We start from the raw sequence: 18931 nt of genomic DNA, 5'->3' as shown, positions 1-18931 counted from the left end.
CCTAAAGGGGTCCCCGTGGTGGAGGATGCAGCGGTGGACCGGGAGGAGCTCATCAGCTCCCGAGCAGTTTGAAGATGGTGGTCATCTCGCCGGACATGGCGCCGAAGCTGTTTGCCAGCACCCGCAGGAACACAGGGAGGGAGATCCCCAGGAGGGCGAGACCCATCCCGATATTGAGGGGCATGCTCACCATGAAGACGTTCATCTGCGGAAAAGCGCGCGCCACGATCCCCAGCACGACGCTCGTGGCGAGGAGGGCGACCGAGACGGGGGCGGAGAGCTTCACCGCGATGATGAAGATGCCGGTACTGGCCTCGATCACGAACTGCAGGAGCCCGCCGCTCATATGCCACCCGCCGATCGGAATGCGCTGGTAGCTCTCCACGATGCCGCGCAGGAAGATGTGGTGGGCATTCAGCGAGACAAAGAGGAGAGTGGCGAGCGCGCCCTGGAACATCGCCATGGTCGGGACGTTGTTCTGCGTGGTCGGATCGAAGAGGGAGGCCATGGAGAGCCCCATCTGGGTCCCCACCAGCTGCCCGCAGAACTCCACCGCCGCAAAGATCGCCTGCGACATCAACCCGAGCGTGAGCCCGATCAGCACTTCGCCAAGGACAAGGAGCACGAGAGAGATGGTGTCGGTCGAGTCGGGGGGGATCTGCGGATGGATCACCGGGTAGAGGAGCAGGGAGAGGACAAAGACCAGCCCCGCCTTCACCCGCGCCGGGACGATGCGCGCCCCGAAGATCGGTATCGCCGAGAAGAGCCCCGCAACCCGCGCCAGCACCAGGGCGAACACCGGGAGGGCCTCCAGCGAGGTGAGCGGCAGGTTGCCGAACACCTAATGCCTCATGTTGGCGATCATGCCGTAAATTTCCCGGGTGAAGTCGCTCATGTAGGTCATCATCCACGGAAAGAATATGACCAGAGCCACCATCACCGCCACGATCTTCGGCGCAAAGGCGAGCGTCGCCTCGTTGATGGAGGTGACAGCCTGGAAGATGGAGATCAGGAGCCCTACAACGAGGGCGCATATGAGAAGGGGCGCGGAGAGGAGAAGAACCGCCTCGAAACTGCGCCTGCCGATCTGTGATACGAGTTCAGGTGTCATGGAAAACTCCTTCAGTAGAGTTGTGCGGGACGGAGGGCAGTCGCATGTCCGACTGGCCGGACTGCCGTTCCCGCGGCGTGCTGCTAGCTGAAGCTCTTGACGAGGGAGCCGATGACGAGTCCCCACCCGTCCACCAGCACAAAGAGGAGTAGCTTGAAGGGTAGCGAGATCATCGCCGGAGGGAGCATCATCATACCCATCGACATGAGCACGCTCGCCACCACCATGTCCAGCACGAGAAAGGGGATGTAGATCAGGAAGCCGATCTGGAACGCGGTCTTCAGCTCGCTCACCACGTACGCCGGGATCAGCGTCATCGTCGGGACGTCGTTCGCGTTGCGCGGCCGGGGGAGCTTCGAGAGGGAGAGAAAGAGGGCGAGATCCTTCTCCCGTACCTGCGAGAGCATGAAGCGCCGCACCGGCTCCACCCCCCTCTTGAATGCCTCCTCCTGCGTTATCGTCTGTGCCTTGTACGGCTGCAGCGCCTGCGTGTTAACCTGCTGCCACACCGGCGTCATGATGAAGAAGGTCAAAAAGAGGGAGAGCCCGATGACGATCTGGTTCGAGGGAGCCTGCTGCGTTCCCATCGCGCTGCGCAGGAAGGAGAGGACGACCACTATCCTCGTGAAGGAGGTCGTCATCATCAGAAGCCCCGGCGCCAGCGAGATCACCGTCATCAGGAAGAAGATCTGCAGCACCGTCGATACATCTCCGGGCTTGGAGACCTTCCCCATCCCCACGCTCACCGTCGGAATGGACAACGGCTCCGCATGGGCGACGCCGGCAAGCGCAAGGCAGGCCAGGGTCACAAGCAGAAGAATCTTTCCTATTTTCACGCAAGACCACCGTTTTTCTTGACGAGCGACAGGGGGAGTTCCTGCAGCATCCCGGCCACCCGTTCCTTCAGACGGCCGGGGATGAGGGAGGAGGCGCTTTTTTCTTCCACGACCTCGATCTCCTCCAGGAGCTCCAGTTTGGAGAGGAAGTTCACCCCGTCGCCGCTGTTGCTGAGGAGGAGGTACTCCCCCCCCACCTCCACCAGCATGAGGGACTTCTTCGGGGAAAGGTGCCGCGTTTCCAGCACCCGTATGTACCGGTTAGCCGCGCTCCCACCGTGCGAGAGCTTCATGAGCCGTCCGGCAAAATGGTAGATTATCAGTATGATGCCGATCACCAGGGCAAGAGAGGCCACGGTCTGCACCACGGAGCCGAGGAGATCGAAGGGACCTCCGGCGGCGACCGCCGTGGCGGGGAGCGCAAGCACTGCCGTTACGATCGGGAGTTTTCTCATAGCACCTTGTCCACGCGTTCGTTCGGGCTGATGATGTCCAGGAGACGGATGCCGAACTTGTCGTTCACCACCACCGCCTCGCCGCGCGCCACCAGCTTTGAGTTCACAAAGACATCGAGAGGCTCGCCGGCGAGCTTCGTGAGCTCCACCACGGAACCCTGGTTCAGCTGCAGCACGTCGCGCACCAGCAACCGCGTGCGCCCGAGTTCCACCGTGAGCTGCAGCGGGATGTCCATGATGAAATCAAGGTTCTTCATCTGCGGAGCGCTGGTCAGCTCCTCTAATTCCAGCTTGTCACTCAAGCCTCACCCCCTCCGCGGAGCACGCGGCTGATCTGCACGGCCTTGTTGCCGCTGCTCGTCCCCGCAACCCCCATAAACTTCCTGGTCTCCCCCACCTTCACCACCAATTCCTCCCGTCCCCCGCCATCGAGCATGATGGTATCACCGGGGGAGAGCGTGAAAAGATCCGAGAGGGAGATCGTCGCCCCCCCCATCTCCACCGAGAGCTCCAGCGGTACGTCCTGGAGCTCCTCGGAAAGGCGATAGGACCAGAGGGGATCCACCGCCATCATATCCGTCTGCATCCCCCGCTTCAGCTTGTCCCTGATCGGCTCGACCGTCATGAAGGGGACTGCGAGGATCATGCTCCCCACCGTCTCCTCGATCTGGATCTTCAGGGAGGTGGTGACGAGCTGATACTCGGGGGGGACGATATTCACCAGGCGCGGGTTCATCTCCATGCGCAGGAGACTGGTTTTCACCGGGCACAGCGGAGCCCACGCCTTTTCCATATCCACCAGGAGATCCTTCACGATCTTCTCCGCCAGCCGCATCTCGATCGGCGTGAAGAGCCTGCTGGCGGGGGGGGTGGAGGAGCCGCTGCCACCGAGGATGCTCTCCACGATGGTAAAGACGAGGGTGGAGTCAAAAACCACCAGCGCCGCGCCCTTCAGCGGTTCCAGCTTGTATATGCCGAGACAGACCGGCGAGGGGAGGATCTGGAGGAAGTCGCCGAACTTGTACGCCCGCGCCTCCTCCTTCTTGATCTCCACCATCCGCCCGAGCCGGTTCGACATGGTGATCCTGTTGTATCGGATGAACCCGTCGTAGACGATGTCGAGGTTCGGAATGACCCGGTGCGCCTCGATGTTCAGGAGATCGAAGCTCTGCGGCTCGCTGGCGGCGCTGGACAGTTCTTTGTCCGGCTCCACCCTCCCTTCGAGGACGGCCGCTACCAGCTCGTCAATTTCTTCCTTGCTGAGGATCGATTCCATCAGGTCACCCTACTACTGCACCACGAAGTCGGTAAAGTACACCTTCGTGACCTTCCCCGGGGTGGCGATCTTCCCTACCGCGGCGAGGATCTGTTCGCGCAGCTGGTTTTTACCCTGCAGGTCCTGGATCTCCTGCATCGTCTTCGTGGTGAGAAGGACGAGGATGGCATCCCGCAGCGGAGCCTGCTTCGCGTCCAGCTCACCCTTCACCTCGGGGGTGGCCAGCTCGAATTCCACCTTCAGCTTCAGGTAGCGGATCTCCTGGCCGTCGTAGATGTTGACGATGAACGGCTCCAGCGGATATACGTTCGTCGCGGCACCCTTTCCTTCGCCACCACCGCCGCCATGACCTCCGCCTTCCCCTTTCGACTCGGCCTTCGCCTCGCCCCCTTCGCTCGCCTCCACCTTCGCTTCCGCGCCGTGCCCCTTCTTCTCCTTACCGCCACCCATGAAGAACCCGGCGGCTACGCCTATGACGAGGAGAACGGCCACCGCAGCACCGATGATGATGAAAAGCTTCTTTTTGTCCTTCGGGGGGGGCGCCTGCTCTTTCGCCTGTTCGGCCATACTTGAATCTCCTTTGAAACCGTATTCCCCTGCCAGGGGGAGTGCTCCTTACCCTTTGCAACCGCGGTGCCAGAAGGGGCACAAAATGCCTCGGCGCTGTCATTTTTATATGCAGGGGGCCAAAACCCCACTACTCTGGCACCTTCCCCGGCCGCGTCAAAAAATTAACTTAGACTTATCGTTGGCGGGTGCCGGGAAAAGTCAAAGTCTTGACCTGTGCGTGTCGGGGTTGCTGTCGCCGAAAAACTTTCTTTGAGAGCAGTGATAGATGGAGTGCGGCAGAGCCCGTGGCCGTCGCAGGATCCTCGGCGGCCGCGGCTTGCGCCGCTGCTGCGGGTCTCCGGCGAGGTGGGAGGGGGTAGGGAGGGGGGATGCGCCCCCTCCCCTTCAGCTCAGGTGCTACCTGATCAGCCCAAGCACTTCCTGGGTCATCTGGTCCGTAGTGGTGATGATTCGAGAACTTGCGGAATAGGCGCGCTGCGTGGTGATCATGCTCACGAACTCAGACGCCATGTCCGTGTTGCTCCCCTCCAGCGCGTTGGAGATGAGCTTCTCGCTCGTCCCGTTCGGGGTGTTGGCGGCGAGGCTGAAACCCTCGTGCGGCACACCGGCGCCGGGAACCGCCTTGTACAGGGTGCCCCCCGCCTTCTGCAGCTCCGTCGGGTCCACCGCCGTCACCAGCGCGATCCGCTGCACCTTCCCGGCGTTGTCGGCGGTCGCGGCTATCCCCGCGCCTCCGCTCACGTTGTAGAAGTTCTCCGTGACGCCGTCCCTGCCGAGGTAGGTGATGAGACCGTCCTGGCTGATGCTGGAGACGCTGCCAAAGGAGGTCCTCCATGCGTTCGCCGCGGCGGCGGCGTCGGCGCTCAGGGTGGCGACGGTACCGGCGGCGGTGGTGAGGGCCGCCGGGGTCGCCGAGGAAGCGTTCGCCGCGACGATCGCGTTGTAGGCGGCGGATATGGCAGCGGCCAGCGTGGAGGAGGTGGCGGCGTTCGGCGAGCTGGCATACGCCGCCGCCGCGGAGGTCAACGCCGTGCACGCGGCATCTGCAGCATCGACCTTCGTGGCGTCCGTGTCGGCAAGGGCTTTCACCTTCGCGAGGTCTGCGGTGATGTCCGTGACGGTCGTCGTGCCGAGGTCGCTGCCGAATGTGTCCAGGGTCGCGCCGAAGGTGTCGGTGAAGACGATCGGGTTCCCCTGGGTGTCGAGCACCTGGTAGCCATCAGGGTTTACCAGCGTCAGATTTCCGTCCACATGAAATGTGCCGGCGCGGGTGAGGTAGGCCGCGTCCTGCGTCGTCACCGGCGATGGGCTCCCCGCCGCCTTCAGGGCGAAGAACGATTCTCCGGAGATGCACAGGTCCGTCACATTGCCGCTGGTGAGCATCGAGCCCTGGGTGAAGACCTCGTCCGATGTCTGCACCCTCGAACCGGTGCCGACCTGGAAGTTCCCCATGCTGTCCGACAGGAGATCGGCAAAAAGGGTCCTGGCGGTTTTGAAGCCGGTCGTGTTGACGTTGGCGATGTTGTTGCCGATAACGCTCATCGCCTGGCTGTTGCTTAAGAGTCCGCTTACACCGGTGTACATCGCAGAAGTTACGCTCATCGCTACCTCCTATGCAGACCAGGTTGCGGGACGCCTCTTTCGGTCGGAGTCCCCGGGCTTCCTCCAGGAGGGCCAGCCCGTAATCCTTATCCTTCACACGAGTATCGGGAGCTGCTGTAACCTTGCTACTTGTAACGGCGCGCGCTGCGGGAAAGTACCGGGCGGCGCAACTTGCGGGTAATGCAGAGAAGAGACCGGCAACAGAAAGAGTCAACATTTCGACAGCAGGAACGTGGCAGCGTGGGTGCTGCCCCAGTCCCCGGCATTGCAGGTATTCAGGAGGGGCGTTTAACGGAAGAGGGAGGGGACGCTTGCCGCCCCCTCCCTCTCAGGGTGTTACCTGATCAGACCGAGCACTTCCTGGGTCATCTGGTCAGTGGTGGTGATCGTCTTCGAGCTTGCCGAGTAGGCGCGCTGGGTGAGGATCATGTTCACGAACTCGTTCGCCATGTCCACGTTACTCGCCTCCAGCGAGTTGGAGATGACGCGCTCGCTGGTGGCGTTCGGAGCGTTCGCCGCGAGGGTGAAAGCTCCCGTCGGCACGCCGGCGGAAGGGACCGACTTGTAGAGGGAGCCGCCGACCTTCCTCAGCACCGCCGGGTTGGAAGCGGTCACCACGGCGAGGCGCGCGGCCGGGACGCCGGAGGTCGGGATCCCCACCGCGCCGCTGGCGTTGTAGAAGTTCTGGGTGACGCCGTCGGTGGCGAGGTAGGTGATGGTGCCGTTCGGGTCCACCTTCACGATCTTCGCGAAGTCCGTGGTGGGGGCGACGCCGGTGTTAAGGAACTTGATCGGGTTGCCGGTGGTGTCGAGCACCTGGAACCCCGCGGGGTTCACCAGGGTGTAGTTGTTGTCCACGGAGAAGGCGCCTGCGCGCGTCAGGAGCGCCTGGTCCTGCGTCGGCACCGGAGCTGCGGTGTTCGGCTCCTTCAGGGCGAAAAAGCTGCTCCCGGCGATGGAGAGGTCGGTGACGTTGCCGGTAACCTGGGCGGAGCCCTGGCTGAAGATATCGTTTACTGCCTGCAGCTGCGAACCGGTACCTATCTGGGAGTCGAGCATGTACATGTTGGAGAGCATGTCGGCGAAAATCGTCCTGCCGCTCTTGAAGCCGGTGGTGTTGACGTTGGAGATGTTGTTGCCGATGACGGTCAGTGCCTGCGCGTTGCTCAAAAGACCACTCACGCCAGTGTACATTGCAGAAGTAATACTCATTTCTTTATAGCCTCCAAAGCTTGGTTGTGGACACCTCTGTCGGTCGGTGTCCGCGGGCTTCCTCCAGGAGGGCCAGCCCATGTTGACGTTTGAAAGTTCCTGTTTTTAAAAGACGACTGCCGAATCTATGTTGGTAAAGACATGGCCGTTCATCGACTGCCGATCCATCGCAGTCACTACCGTCCTGTTCTTTATGCTGACCACGAGGGCCGCATCCCCTGTCATTACGAGGGATTCCTTTCCACCCTTTTGGGCGACGCTGTCCACCGCTCCGGAGAGCTGTTTCAGGTCCGTCTCGGAAAGGGTTATGCCGCGCGCCTTCAGTCTCTCCAGGGCGTGCTGCGAGAAGCGCACCGGCTCGCCCGGAAGCTTCTGGTCCAGTACCCTCGCGAAGGCGGAGTCGCCGCCGACCTGCTTCGCTGCCGGGGTGGATCCGGTCCCCCTCCTCGGAGCCTGTATCGGTTGCGGGAAGAGTACGCTGTTATCGATCATGTCAGCTCCGCTTCACCGAGGTGACGCTGTAGATCGGTACCTGTATATTTCCGACGCTCAGGGTCGGGGTGGAACCGGAAAGATCGACACCGTCGACCGTCCCCTTGATAAACGGTGTTGCCGCGACCTTCGTGCCGCTGGCATCGAGGGCGCTGACGGAGAAGGAGTATGCTCCGGAGGGGAGCGCCGCCCCGCTGTTGTCGGTGCCGTCCCAGGAGACCGCGTTGTCCCCCGCTCCTGCGGCGCCGGCGGTGATCGTCTTCACCGTGTTGCCGCTGGCGTCCTTCACCGTGACGGTGATGCTGCTTGCCGCCCCGCCGAGGTTGAAGTTGATGCTGCTCGGCGTGCCGGCGCTCAGGCTCACCTCGGAGCCCGCCGCCTGCACGGTTCCTCCCACGAAGGAGACCGCGTTCATGGCGATATTGTTCGTCCCCTGCGCCAGCAGGTTCTGGAGGTTCGTGTTTGTGTTGTAGGCCTGTTCCACCTGGGTGAGTTGCGCCAGCTGGCCGATGAACTGGGAGCTGTCCTGCGGGTTCATCGGGTCCTGATTCTTGAGCTGCGTCACGAAGAGCTGGAGGAAGTCGTTCTTGTTGAGCCCTGCCGTCTTCCTCATTTCGTTCGCTGCTGCCGTTGTGTCCGTGGTGGTGTTGACCGCTGTAATCATTCTTGTACCTCCTTTGCTAGGCTCTTACGTCCAGCAGAGTGTTGTCGCCTCCGGTCAGGTAGTTGACCCGTGCGATGTCGGACTCCTCTCCGTACCTTGCGCTGCGGGATGTCCTTCCTTGCGACTGCTGTCTCGGTTCCCTCTTGTCCTCCGGGAGCTGGCTGAAGGCGCCGCCGGTCGAGACGTTGAACCCCTCCATGTTGAAAGCCTTCGAGGAGAGGGCTGTCTTCAGACTGTCCAGGTTGCTGAGGAGAAGCTCCTTCACCGTGTGGTTCTCTGTGACTACTTCCACGCGCACCCGGTTGTCCTCCATGCGGACCTGGATCTTCAGCTCTCCCAGTTCTTCCGGATGGAGCCTGATGCTGATTTCGCGGTGCCCCCTGGCATCCTGGGTCACCGTCCCGTCCTTTACCTGCGACAGGATGCTCTCGTGCAGCGCGCTGTGCTGATGCGCGCTCTTCTGTTCCGGGAACGCCGCCTCGGTGGCGTGGGGTGTCGCAGCGGGTGTGGCGCTTTGCAGCGCCGCGTGCTGCTCGGGGTGCGAGCCATGCTCGTGTCCCCCTTTTTTGCTTCCCCCTCCCGATTTCGCTTCTGCGATCGGTGCCGCCGGCCCATCCCCTTTGGTAGGTGCCGCCGATTCGGAGCCCTTTGCTGCAGGTTTCGTCGCGCCTTCTGCGCCACTGGCTGCGGCCTCTTCTGTCGCTGTCGCGGCAGGGTTCTGTGCCGCCTCGAGTCCCCGGTTTCTCCGCAGCGTGGCGGAGCGCTCCGAAGGAGCCGCCTTCACCGCGGAGGTTGAGGGATCGGCGGGAACCGCCGCACCCTCCGGCGCAGACTCCGCACCCTGAGGTGCCGGGACGGGACGCGCCATCACCAGGTTCGGTACTGCACCAGCCGCCTCCCTGGAGAGAGGGGCCGGGTTCTCCACTGTAACCGGGGAAGCGGCCGCCGGTGCGGCACCCTCTTCCTCCACTGTCCGGGTGCCCGCCTCGGGCGCCTGGGCCGAGGCGACGAGCGTCTCACCCGCGGCGGGAGCGGCAGCTTCCAGCACCGTGCCACTCAAACTCTCGGAACCCTTTCCGGGGATCGCCGCGTGAAGGGCACGCCCCGGTATCCTTTCCGGCGTTTCGGGAGCAGCCATCGCGGGCATCCCCTTGGCGCCCTCGGAAGCCGGCTGCGAGGGAGCGCCCGGGAGGGGCTCCGACTGTGCCGGCGCTTGCGGATTTAGCAAGGGACGTGCCGATGCACTGTACACCATCCCACCTGCCGCGAATCCTACCTGATGCCTGAATACCCCCTGCGCCGCCAGAGGCGCTGCAGACGCGGGCTCGGCCGCTGCCACCACGATTTCAGCTGCAGCGACAGCGGGTGCTGCGGCAGCAGAGAGCACTTGAGAAGGAGCCTCTGTGGCGGCAGCGACGACGGAAAGAGGCGCCGGATCCTGTGCCGCAGCTGCCGTCGCCGGTTCGGCGGTGGCGAAGCTTCGCAGGAAGGAAGCAGCTGCAGGAGCCACTTCAGCGGCCTTGCGGAAGCTGGGAGCTGCGGGAGGAAGAACGGGTTCTGCCTTCGCGGGAGCCTGTACTGCTGTGGCCGAGGCCAGCCCCGTCTCTGACACCGCAGCGGGAGCGGAAAGAACCGGAGCAGCTGGAAGGGGCGCCTGCGTTGACGCAGCGTCGGCAATTTGACTTGCGGGTGCCGCTTCGGGAGGGGCGGGGTGAGTCACCGCTGCCGCCTCACCATCAGGTGCTGCCGGGGACGCGCTGACCGTTTCCACCTGCTTCGGCGCTGCGCGCAGCGTATGCGGCGCTGCTGCGGCGACCGCTGCCATTCGCGGCTCTCCCTTTGAAAACGCAGAAGGTTCCACAACTGGGGCGGCTTTCGAGGTCGCCGCCGGAGTCGGTACCGCCGGAGCTTCCGGGGAGACAGCGACCGATTCACCTGCCGTCACCGCGGCAGCGGCGGGAGGAGTCGTCTGCACCGCTGGCGGTCCCTGCGGATCGAGTGTCGCTGCGGTCCTTGCCGCCGCTGCTGGTTTTGCTGCGGGTGCGCTCTTCGCTGCACGGGGGGCACCAAGCTCGACGCGCTCGACCTGCGCCGGCGCCGCCGAAGTCGCAGCGGCCTCGGGCGCCGATGCCACAGTCGACGGAGCTGCCGCCGCAAGGGAAAGTTCCGCACCCTTTGCCTTCGTTCTCCCTTCTGCAACTGCTGCAGCAGGGATTGCGTTCCCGGCGGCCGAAGCGCGGCTCGTAACTGTTCCATTCTCCTCCGCCCGGGGGGCGCGAAGCTGTGCCGCCGCAGCTTCAGCGGGGCGGGCTGCATTGCGGTGAGGGGGAGCGGCAGCGACCTGTGCCTTCACTGCAGAGGCAACGGTCGCGGGGGCCGGAGAAATGTCGGGTGCCGTAGGTGCCGGTGCAGCCACAGCTGCGGGGACCTCATGCACGGGGGGCTGAACGGGGGAAGCTGTCTCACCGCGCTGCGGCGCCGCCATCACCGGGGGAGCGGGGGGCGCAGGTGCCGCCGGTGCGGCTGCAACCGTTTCAGCGTGCGCCGGGGGAGCCTCCGCGGCCTGAACCGGTGCGGCCGCTGCCGCCCCCCTCTCCGTCGCCAGGGGAATTGCGGGGACCACAAAGGAGAAACCGTTTGGAGTTACCTGCTGCAAGAGCGCTTCCCCGGCGGGAGCCGGCTCGGGCTCTTCCTGCACGATGACACCGCGCTCCGCTGCCGCGATCTCCGGCGCGCTTCCTTTCAGCGCGGAGAAACCTCCTTCCGGAAAGGGGGGGGGTGAGAACGGGTCGGCGGCTTCGGGGGAAAACGGGACAGCAACACCACGGGGTTGCGCCGGGACATTTCCTTTGCGCCCTGCTACGGAGGCGGCTCTCGTAAGACCTTTGGCCTCTCCCGCAGGGACGGCGGCGCTCTTCACCAGGTGCAGTTCCGGGGCGGCCGCTGCAGGGGGGGTAGCCTCCTCCGGCACGGGCTGGTGCGGCACGGAGGCGCCGTCGGCAGTCGCGGAAGGAGCGGGCTCATCGGGGCGTGCTTCAGCTTTTGCTGCGGGGAGAGGGGCAGAGAAAAGACGGACGTAGCGGGCCCCCTCGTCGGGACGGGCGGCCGCCGCGGGAGCCGGTGCGGCAGGGGAGGAAGCCGCAGGCGCCGCCGGGGTCTCCTTCGCCCCCTCCCCGCCCGGATCCTGGGCGGGATCCGGCGCCCTCTCAGCCATGAGACTGGCGAAGCCTCCCCTCTTTTGGCCATTGACGGGAGTAACGGCGTCGCGCTGTGCCGCCGCGCCCTGCGCGTCGGAAATTAGCGCCGACAGCGAGTTTTGCATTTGTCCCACCTGGACCGTCTTCACCGCTCCTACCCCCTTTTATCTGTGCCGGCGAGGGGTCTCCCTGCCTGACGACCTGTTTATGCAATGAACCGGCCAACCTATCGCCACACCCTTCACTCCCCCTTCTTTTCATCCGGATTCTCTTCTTTCGAGAGAAATCAGTGGGGAAAGCCGCGCTACTCCCTTCCGGAAAGTAAGAAGGCGCCCTTTTGAGGGGGCGCCCCGATAGCCAGCTCACTGACAGCCGTGCCAACCTTTTGACTTCCACTAAGGGACCGCGAGGTTCTCCCGGCTCCATTTCAGCACCCTCGGCTGGGTCAGGAGAGGGATCAGCTTTACCGCCGTCTTCTGGTCCATCTGGTTCAGCATCCCGATGACGGTCGGCTCGTCGAGCTTGTTCATGAGGTCGGCAGCCTGCTCCGGCTTCAGCGCCTTGTAGATCTTCAGCATCTTCTTGTAGCGCTCCTCGTCCAGCTTCTTCTTCCCGGCCAGCGACCCTTCCAGACCCTTCTTCGCCGCGTCGAGCTCCCGGATCCGGGCTTCGACCTGCGCGGAGAGCTTCCTGAGAGCATCCTCCTTCGCCTTCACGGCCGCTTCCCTCTCCGCCAGTTGCTGCCGCTTCAGCTCCAGCGCCGCAGCGCCCTCGTCCGGCGCGGGCCTGCCGGAGCCGGCGGCGCCACGAGCTTCGAGAAGCGAGGAGCAGCCGAGGGTGAGAAAGAGCACCGCCAGCAAGACTTTTCCCTTCATCGTGACTGTCCCCCTTTCTGAATCGATATCTCGTCCATGAAATCGCGCTCCTTGTGCTGGCGCTGCTGCTTCAGTATCCTCATCTGCTTTTCCTTGAAGATCTCCAGCGCCTTCTTGTCCTTTGCCGCCGCCATGAGCGCCTCCAGCTTGTCCTGCACCTTCTGCTCAAGGTCGAAGACGAGCGCCCGCAGGTTCTGGATCTCGATCCTCTTGCGCGCGCTGAAATCGCTGTAGAGGAGGAGCTCGTGGGCGTCGATCCCCCGCTGCTGCCTCTCCATGAACTGCTGCGCAAGCTCCTGCAGCGCCGTCTCCTCACGGGTAAGAAGGGCGCACGCCTCGTCGTGCTCCTCTCGTGCCGCGGCCAGTTCCAGTTGCTGGTTTCTCTCCACTTCTTTGCGGAACTTGAGTACCTGCTCCAGCCTGAACTCCGGTGCTGCCATCGGCTCTCCTCCTCGAAAAGTGCTTCAATTTTCTTCGGCTGAAGTCTCCCCCCGGGGGGAGGTGCCGGGCCATGCGGCGACGGCAGCGTCCTAGAAGGGGCGGTCCTCGAAGATCCGCTCCAGCGCCGCGATGGAGGTCTCCATACTCTCGCCGTCGTCCACCCTCTGCCTCATGAAGCTGATCATCTGGTCCATCTTCGCGATGGCGTAATCGATCTTCGCGTTGCTCCCCGCCTTGTAGGCGCCGATGTTGATCATGTCCTCGGCCTGGCGGTACGCCGCGAGGATCTCCTTGAAGAAGCCGGCGGCCTTCCGGTGCGACGGGGTGGTGACGTCGGACATGACACGGCTGGCGCTGTTCAGGAGGTCGATGGGCGGGTAGATGTTCTTCGCGGCGAGCTCGCGGGTCAGGATGATGTGGCCGTCCAGAATGGAGCGCATCGCGTCGGAGATCGGCTCGTTGAAGTCGTCACCCTCCACGAGGACCGTGTACAGCCCCGTGATGCTCCCTTCCTCGAAGTTCCCGGTGCGCTCCAGAAGGCGGGGGAGGGCGGCGAAAACCGACGGGGTGTACCCCTTGGTGGTGGGAGGCTCACCGATGGCGAGCCCTACCTCCCGCATCGCCATGGCGAAACGGGTGGCGGAGTCCATCATGAGGAGGACCTTCTTTCCCTGCGCCTGGAAGTACTCCGCAATGGTGGTGGCGATGTAGGCGCCCCGCATGCGCACCAGCGGAGGCTGGTCCGAGGTGGCGACCACCACCACCGACTTCTTCAGCCCGTCCGCCTGCAGGTCCTTCTCGATGAACTCCCGAAGCTCCCTGCCGCGCTCTCCGATGAGGGCGATGACGTTGACGTCGGCCTCCGTGTAGCGGGCGATCATGCCGAGCGTGGTGGACTTTCCGACCCCCGACCCCGCCATGATGCCGACACGCTGCCCTTCGCCGCAGGTGAGGAGCCCGTTGATGGCGCGGATACCGAGGTTGAGCGGCTTCCTGATGGGGCGGCGCAGCATCGGGTTCACCGGGAGGGCGTAGATAGGGTACTCGTCCGACACGGCGATCGGCCCCTTGTTGTCGATGGGGTTTCCCAGCCCGTCGAGGATCCGCCCGAGCATCGCTGGCCCGACCCCCAGTGAGGGCTTCTCACGGCGCACCGAGATGAAGCTCCCGAGCCCCACCCCCCTCAGCTCGCCGAGCGGCATGAGGAGCGTCTTGTTGTCGCGAAAGCCGACGACCTCCGCCGGAATGGGGGGGCTCCCCTCGGAGTACACCTCGCAGAGGCTGCCGACGGAGGTCTCCGGGCAGTACCCCTCGATGACCAGCCCCACCACCTGGGTCACCTTCCCGTGGAAGCGCACCGGCTTCGCCTGCTCCACCGTCCCGAGGTACCGGGCGAGATCAATGCGGTTGCGGTTCATCTTTCCGGGAGCTCCTTTCCTCCGCCAGCCTGCGGTACATCTCCTCCAGCTGGCTCTCCAGCCGGGCGTCCACGTTCCCTCGGACCGTCTCCACGAGGCACCCTCCCCTTTCGACGGCGGGGTCCCCCTTGAGCGTAATGCGCCGCTTTTCGGTGGAGAGCTGGGCAAACTCGGGGGTGTGCGCCACCACGGAATGGTCTTCGGGGTGCAGCCTCACCACGACCTCGTCGCACCCGGAGACGACCTCCACCGCCCCCTGCACCATCCCGCCGAGGATCTCAGGATGAAGGGAGATCTCCTTCACCACGATGCTGCGGGCAATCGCCACGGCCAGCTTCAGAAGATCCTCCTCGGCGTCGTGCAAGAGCTCCTGACGCAGTTTCCCTATGGCGATGAGGGCCTTTGCCAGCCCCTCGGTGACGGTGGAGAATTCATTCTCCGCTCCGCGTCGCCCTTCCCGCACCCCTTCCTCGTAGGCCGCCTCGATCCTTTCCTGCGCCTCCGCCTCCGGGATCATCGGGACTTCCGGGACGTGCGGCTCCCCTGCCGCGACCTCCACGGCAGAGGCGGTCGAGGAGGCGAAGGTGGCGGGGAGAAACTCCGCCCCCTGCGGGAGGATCGCCTCCCCCAGCGGACCGAGCGGGAGGGGGCGCGGCTCGTGAACGCCGCCGCGTATGATCTTAGACGAGAACATCGTCCGCACCGCGACCCGCGAGGACCACCTTCCCTTCCTCCTCCATCTTCCTCACGATCTTTATGATCTCCGACTGCGCCTTCTCCACGTCGGAGAGGCGCACCGGCCCCATGACCTCCAGGTCCTCCTTTATCATCTCGGCGGCGCGCGCGGAGATGTTGCGGAAGATCTTGTCCTTCACCTCGTCCGGCGAGGTCTTCATCGCCAGAGTGAGGGTGTCGTTGGAAATCTCCCGCATGATCGACTGGATCGCCCGGTCGTCGAGCTTGAAGATGTCCTCGAAGGTGAAGAGATGCTTGCGGATCACCTCCGCCAGCGGCGGGTTCATGGTGTCGAGCTTGTCGAGGATCTTCTTCTCCCTGGTGCGGTCCAGGTGGGCGAACATGTCCACCACCTTCTCCACGCCCCCGACCTTGTAGCGCTGCACGCCGCCGAGCGCCATGAGTTCCTTCCTGATCACCTCGTCGATCTCGGCGAGGATTTCCGGGGAGACCTGGTCGACCTCGGCGATGCGGATCACCACCTCCGCCTGCAGTTCCTGCGGCAGCAGCGAGATGATCTCGCTCGTCTGCTTCGGCTTCAGCTTCGCCAGCACCACCGCGATCGTCTGGGGGTGCTCCTGGGAGAAGAAGTTGGCGATCGTCTTCGCGTCGAGGCTCGCCAGGAGGTCGGACATCTCCCCCATCCCGGAGTTTCGAAGCTCCTGCAGGAGATGCTCGGCGCGGGCAGGGCCGAGCGCCTTCTCGAGGATCTTCTTCACGAACTCCTCACCCTGGGAGAAGAAGCCGGTGTCGGGGTTGGTGATGTCGGTGAACTCGTTCACGACGGTGGCGATCTCCTCCTTCTGCACGTGCCCCAGGCGCGCCATGCTCTGGCTGATCTTCTTGATGTCGCCGTCTTCCATGTGCTCGAAGACTTTCGCGGTGACATCGGGCCCCAGGTAGAGGAGGAGTATCGCTGCTTTTTCTGCTCCGGTCATGCGGTACCTCTATGAATCGGATTGATAAAACTGAAGGCTGAAGATTGACGGCTGAAGGGAAAACCCCTGCCCCGGTTCACTCTTCAGCCTTCATGGACGCCCCTCACTGGCAACTCATCTCAATGCACGGGCCCGGCCTGGCGGCCCCTCCCTTCACTAATCCTTCTGTATCAGCCAGTTCTGCAGGATCTGGGCTACCTGGTAGGGATCCTGCTTCGCCTTCTCCATGAGCTCCAGCTGGCTCGCCTTCCTCTGGGCCGTCTCGCTCCTCTGGAGGTCGAGGCGCGCGGCGTCCTGCTCCACCATAAGCGGCTCCAGCACCTCGCTCTCCTTCGGCTTCAGCATCTTCATGAGGGGACGGATAACCATGAAGAGGAGCGCCAGGAAGCCGAAACCGATGAGCCCGTTCTTGATGAGGCTCTGGGCCATCGGGGAGTTGTACCACTTCTCCGCCTCCAGCGCGCTCTCCCCGGTCTCCTGGAAAGGGATGTTCGCCACGGTGACCTGGTCCCCCCGCTCCGTGTTGAAGCCGACTGCGCTTTTTACCAGCGCCTCGATCTTCTGCATCTCCTCGGGGGAGCGCGGCTGGTACTTCGCCTTCGCGTCAGGCTTTCCTCCCACCGGGAGCTCGTACCTGCCGTCCACCAGCACCGCCACGGAAACCTTCGCCAGCGTCCCGACCGGCTCGATGATGCGGGCGGTGGAGCGGCTGACTTCGTAGTTGAGCGTCTCGTCGCTCTTCGATCCCCCCCCGACCGTCCCCGGGGTGGCCCCGGTGCGGTTCAGGTTCGACTGCACCCCGGGGATGCCGGTGGCGGTGGAAGTCCCCCCCGCCTTCTCCTCGGTGCGCTGCTCGCTGCGGACCGCTGCGGACTCCGGGTCGTAGCGCTCCTCGTACTTCTCCACCTGCTTGTAGTCGAAGTTCGCCGAGACGCGCGCGACGGAGCGCCCGCTCCCCACGACCTTGTCCAGGAGGGACTGCAGTTTCTCCTCCTCGCTCTTCTCGAAGGAACGCTGCGTCTCCTGCCTGCTACCGGAGAGTTTGCTCGCCGGGTCGGAACCGCTGTTCTTGCTAAGGGCGATCCCCCGGCTGTCGAGCACCGTCACGTTCTCCGGGTCCATCCCTTCCACGGAGGAGGCGACCAGATGCACGATCCCCTGGACCTCGCTGTCGCGCAGCGAGCGGCTGCCGCGCATCTTCAGGACTACGGAGGCGGTCGCCGGCTTTTCGCCGTCCTTGAAGAGACTCTTTTCCGGGATCGCCAGATGCACCCGGGCGGACTCCACCCCGGCGATCTGGGAGATGGTGCGGGAGAGTTCCCCCTGCAGCGCCCGCTGGTAATTGAGCTTCTGGACGAATTCGGTCATGCCGAAGTTCTTCCGGTCGAAGATCTCGAAGCCGACCCCACCCCCCTGGGGGAGGCCGTCGCTCGCCAGGGAGAGCCTCAGGTCGTACACCTTGTCGGAGGGGACGAGGATCGCCTTCCCGTCGCTGGCGATCTGGTACGGGACCTTCTGCTCCTTGAGCTTCTTGGTGATCTCCCCGGCGTCCTCCGCGTTGAGGTTGGAAAAGAGCGGACGGTAGTCGACCTTGTTCGCCACCGTGATGAGCGCGCCAAAGGCGAGAAGCGAGGCAAGCGCCACCCCGCCCACCACGAGCCGCTTCCCTGCGCTCAGAGCCAGAAAAGGCTCAAGAAGTTTTTTAAGGCCCTGCGGCATACCATCCCCACCTGAAACTGACGTCTTCCTCCGGGTTCTCCCGGGGTGCACCACCGTCCCGCGGCACTAGCGCCGCCCTACCTCTCCCGCGCAGGCTAGACCTGCATCCTCATCACTTCCTGGTACGCCTCCACCGCCTTGTTCCGTACCTGGGTAAGGAGCTGGAAGGAGATGTTCGCCTTCTCCACCGCCAGCATGACCTCGTGCAGCCCGGTCGGCCCGCCGGTGGCCATGCTCTGGATGGAGGCGTCGGCGCCCTTTTGCAGCGTATTCACCTTGCCGACCATCTCTTCCATGAATTTGCTGAAGTCCACCGCAGGGGAGGCCGCCTTCCCGGTCTGTTCCGGAAACGCCTTCTCCACCCCCATGCCGCTCTCGATCGCCTTGATGACCATGTGCTACTCCTTTTTCTGTGCGCGGGGCGGCGGACTAGCGTCCGAGCTCCAGCGTCTTCAGCGCCATATTCTTCGCCGCCTGCGCCGCAGTGACGTTCGCCTCGTAGGAGCGGGTGGCGGAGATCATGTCCGCCATCTCCTCCACCACGTTCACGTTCGGGTAGGCGACGTAGCCGCTGGCGTCGGCGTCCGGGTGGGTCGGCTCGTACTGCATGCGCGGGGGGTTCTGGTCCTCCACGATCTGGGAGACCTCCACGGAGCGGGCGGCCTGCGCCTTGTTCAGCGCGGCGCCGAAGGAGCCGGGGAGCGGGGTCGCGGTGAAGACCGCGTCCTTTCTCTTGTACGGCCCCCCCTCCGCAGTTCTCGTGGAGTTCACGTTCGCCAGGTTGCTGGAGATCAGGTTCATCCTGGTCCGCTCCGCCGAGAGGGCGGAGGCGCTGATGTCCATGGAGCTGAAGAGATCCATCGTTTAGTTCCCCTTTATCGCGAGCTTCAACGTCTCGAATTTCTTGTTCAGGAGCTGTATGGAGGCGTTGTACATGATCTGGTTCTCCGCCAGGTGCGACATCTCCGTCTCCATCTCCACCGCGTTCCCGTCAGGCCCCGGGGACTTCGACGGCGTCTCCAGCACGATCCCGCTCACCTCGGCGAGGCGGTGCGCACCCTTTTTCAGGGGGATGTGGCGCGGGTTCGTCACCACGACGTCCGCCCCCTTCTGCAGTGCGTTTTTCAGCTGCCCCTCGAAGGAGAGGGTGGTGGGGACGTAGCCGGGGGTCTCACCATTTGCGAGGTTCGCCGAGATCATTTCCTGCTGCTTCACGCGCAGGTCCAGGGTCTTCCCCAGGAGATCTACCGTCGTACCGAATATTCCATTTATGGGCATGTCCATCCTCCTCGACGCACAGGTTCCTACAGCAAAAGGCGTACCAGCAATTTTTTTGACACCGGCCGCGGCTCTCTCCCGCGCCACCCCCCTTCCCGATCTTCCGCCCGTG

21 protein-coding genes are annotated in these 18931 nt (G+C 64.0%); all 21 read right to left on the bottom strand.

Annotated elements, in window-relative coordinates:
• Positions 1-52 precede the first annotated feature (52 nt).
• The 21 genes from fliR to flgB all read right to left on the bottom strand — a co-directional run bounded on the left by fliR (position 53) and on the right by flgB (position 18819).
• On the bottom strand, positions 53-841 hold the full coding sequence (fliR, locus tag LPW11_RS09145; protein WP_230997815.1) for a flagellar biosynthetic protein FliR: 789 nt from the start codon (positions 839-841) through the stop codon (positions 53-55).
• Entirely contained in the window at positions 842-1111 is a 270-nt protein-coding gene (fliQ, locus tag LPW11_RS09140) for a flagellar biosynthesis protein FliQ (RefSeq protein ID WP_230997814.1), read from the bottom strand.
• Positions 1112-1194: 83 nt separating this feature from the next.
• The gene (gene fliP, locus LPW11_RS09135; protein WP_442899809.1) at positions 1195-1947 is read right to left on the bottom strand and encodes a flagellar type III secretion system pore protein FliP; all 753 of its coding nucleotides are present in this window, start codon (positions 1945-1947) and stop codon (positions 1195-1197) included.
• Positions 1944-2402 carry a flagellar biosynthetic protein FliO gene (fliO, locus tag LPW11_RS09130; RefSeq protein WP_230997813.1) on the bottom strand — a complete coding sequence of 153 codons (459 nt, stop codon included), beginning with the start codon at positions 2400-2402 and terminating at the stop codon, positions 1944-1946. Before fliO ends, fliP begins: the two co-directional genes overlap by 4 nt.
• Positions 2399-2659, bottom strand: a complete 261-nt coding sequence (fliN, locus tag LPW11_RS09125; protein WP_442899822.1) for a flagellar motor switch protein FliN — start codon at positions 2657-2659, stop codon at positions 2399-2401. Before fliN ends, fliO begins: the two co-directional genes overlap by 4 nt.
• A 41-nt stretch (positions 2660-2700) precedes the next feature.
• A complete protein-coding gene (gene fliM, locus LPW11_RS09120) occupies positions 2701-3678 on the bottom strand; it encodes a flagellar motor switch protein FliM (RefSeq protein WP_230997811.1) in 978 nt (325 codons plus the stop codon).
• A 12-nt stretch (positions 3679-3690) separates the two neighbouring features.
• Positions 3691-4245: a flagellar basal body-associated FliL family protein gene (locus LPW11_RS09115; RefSeq protein WP_230997810.1), complete on the bottom strand. Its 555-nt coding sequence runs from the start codon at positions 4243-4245 to the stop codon at positions 3691-3693.
• Between the two features lie 399 nt (positions 4246-4644).
• A complete protein-coding gene (locus LPW11_RS09110; RefSeq protein ID WP_230997809.1) occupies positions 4645-5850 on the bottom strand; it encodes a flagellar hook-basal body complex protein in 1206 nt (401 codons plus the stop codon).
• Between the two features lie 336 nt (positions 5851-6186).
• Positions 6187-7062 (bottom strand): flagellar hook-basal body protein, encoded by an 876-nt coding sequence (locus LPW11_RS09105; RefSeq protein WP_230997808.1) that lies wholly within the window; start codon positions 7060-7062, stop codon positions 6187-6189.
• Positions 7063-7167: 105 nt separating this feature from the next.
• Complete coding sequence (locus LPW11_RS09100) at positions 7168-7554, bottom strand: TIGR02530 family flagellar biosynthesis protein (protein WP_230997807.1); 387 nt, start codon at positions 7552-7554, stop codon at positions 7168-7170.
• Position 7555: 1 nt separating this feature from the next.
• A complete protein-coding gene (locus tag LPW11_RS09095; protein WP_230997806.1) occupies positions 7556-8218 on the bottom strand; it encodes a flagellar hook assembly protein FlgD in 663 nt (220 codons plus the stop codon).
• A gap of 16 nt (positions 8219-8234) precedes the next feature.
• Positions 8235-11540 carry a flagellar hook-length control protein FliK gene (locus tag LPW11_RS09090; RefSeq protein WP_230997805.1) on the bottom strand — a complete coding sequence of 1102 codons (3306 nt, stop codon included), beginning with the start codon at positions 11538-11540 and terminating at the stop codon, positions 8235-8237.
• Between the two features lie 270 nt (positions 11541-11810).
• A complete protein-coding gene (locus LPW11_RS09085) occupies positions 11811-12290 on the bottom strand; it encodes a MotE family protein (protein ID WP_230997804.1) in 480 nt (159 codons plus the stop codon).
• Positions 12287-12730, bottom strand: a complete 444-nt coding sequence (fliJ, locus tag LPW11_RS09080) for a flagellar export protein FliJ (protein ID WP_230997803.1) — start codon at positions 12728-12730, stop codon at positions 12287-12289. Before fliJ ends, LPW11_RS09085 begins: the two co-directional genes overlap by 4 nt.
• 90 nt (positions 12731-12820) lie before the next feature.
• A complete protein-coding gene (locus LPW11_RS09075) occupies positions 12821-14149 on the bottom strand; it encodes a FliI/YscN family ATPase (protein ID WP_230997802.1) in 1329 nt (442 codons plus the stop codon).
• The gene (locus LPW11_RS09070) at positions 14130-14843 is read right to left on the bottom strand and encodes a FliH/SctL family protein (RefSeq protein WP_230997801.1); all 714 of its coding nucleotides are present in this window, start codon (positions 14841-14843) and stop codon (positions 14130-14132) included. The genes LPW11_RS09075 and LPW11_RS09070 overlap by 20 nt, the downstream gene beginning before the upstream one ends.
• A complete protein-coding gene (gene fliG / locus LPW11_RS09065; RefSeq protein WP_230997800.1) occupies positions 14830-15822 on the bottom strand; it encodes a flagellar motor switch protein FliG in 993 nt (330 codons plus the stop codon). Before fliG ends, LPW11_RS09070 begins: the two co-directional genes overlap by 14 nt.
• 156 nt (positions 15823-15978) lie before the next feature.
• Positions 15979-17541 (bottom strand): flagellar basal-body MS-ring/collar protein FliF, encoded by a 1563-nt coding sequence (fliF, locus tag LPW11_RS09060; RefSeq protein WP_230997799.1) that lies wholly within the window; start codon positions 17539-17541, stop codon positions 15979-15981.
• 95 nt (positions 17542-17636) lie between these two features.
• Positions 17637-17936 (bottom strand): flagellar hook-basal body complex protein FliE, encoded by a 300-nt coding sequence (fliE, locus tag LPW11_RS09055; RefSeq protein WP_230997798.1) that lies wholly within the window; start codon positions 17934-17936, stop codon positions 17637-17639.
• 34 nt (positions 17937-17970) lie between these two features.
• Positions 17971-18402, bottom strand: a complete 432-nt coding sequence (gene flgC, locus LPW11_RS09050; protein ID WP_230997797.1) for a flagellar basal body rod protein FlgC — start codon at positions 18400-18402, stop codon at positions 17971-17973.
• 3 nt (positions 18403-18405) lie between these two features.
• Entirely contained in the window at positions 18406-18819 is a 414-nt protein-coding gene (gene flgB / locus LPW11_RS09045) for a flagellar basal body rod protein FlgB (RefSeq protein ID WP_230997796.1), read from the bottom strand.
• Positions 18820-18931 lie beyond the last annotated feature (112 nt).

The organism is Geomonas sp. RF6, from assembly GCF_021044625.1.
Lineage (GTDB): Bacteria > Desulfobacterota > Desulfuromonadia > Geobacterales > Geobacteraceae > RF6.
The sequence above is the reverse complement of the archived record's forward strand: the minus strand, read 5'-3'. Positions and strand labels throughout refer to the sequence as shown.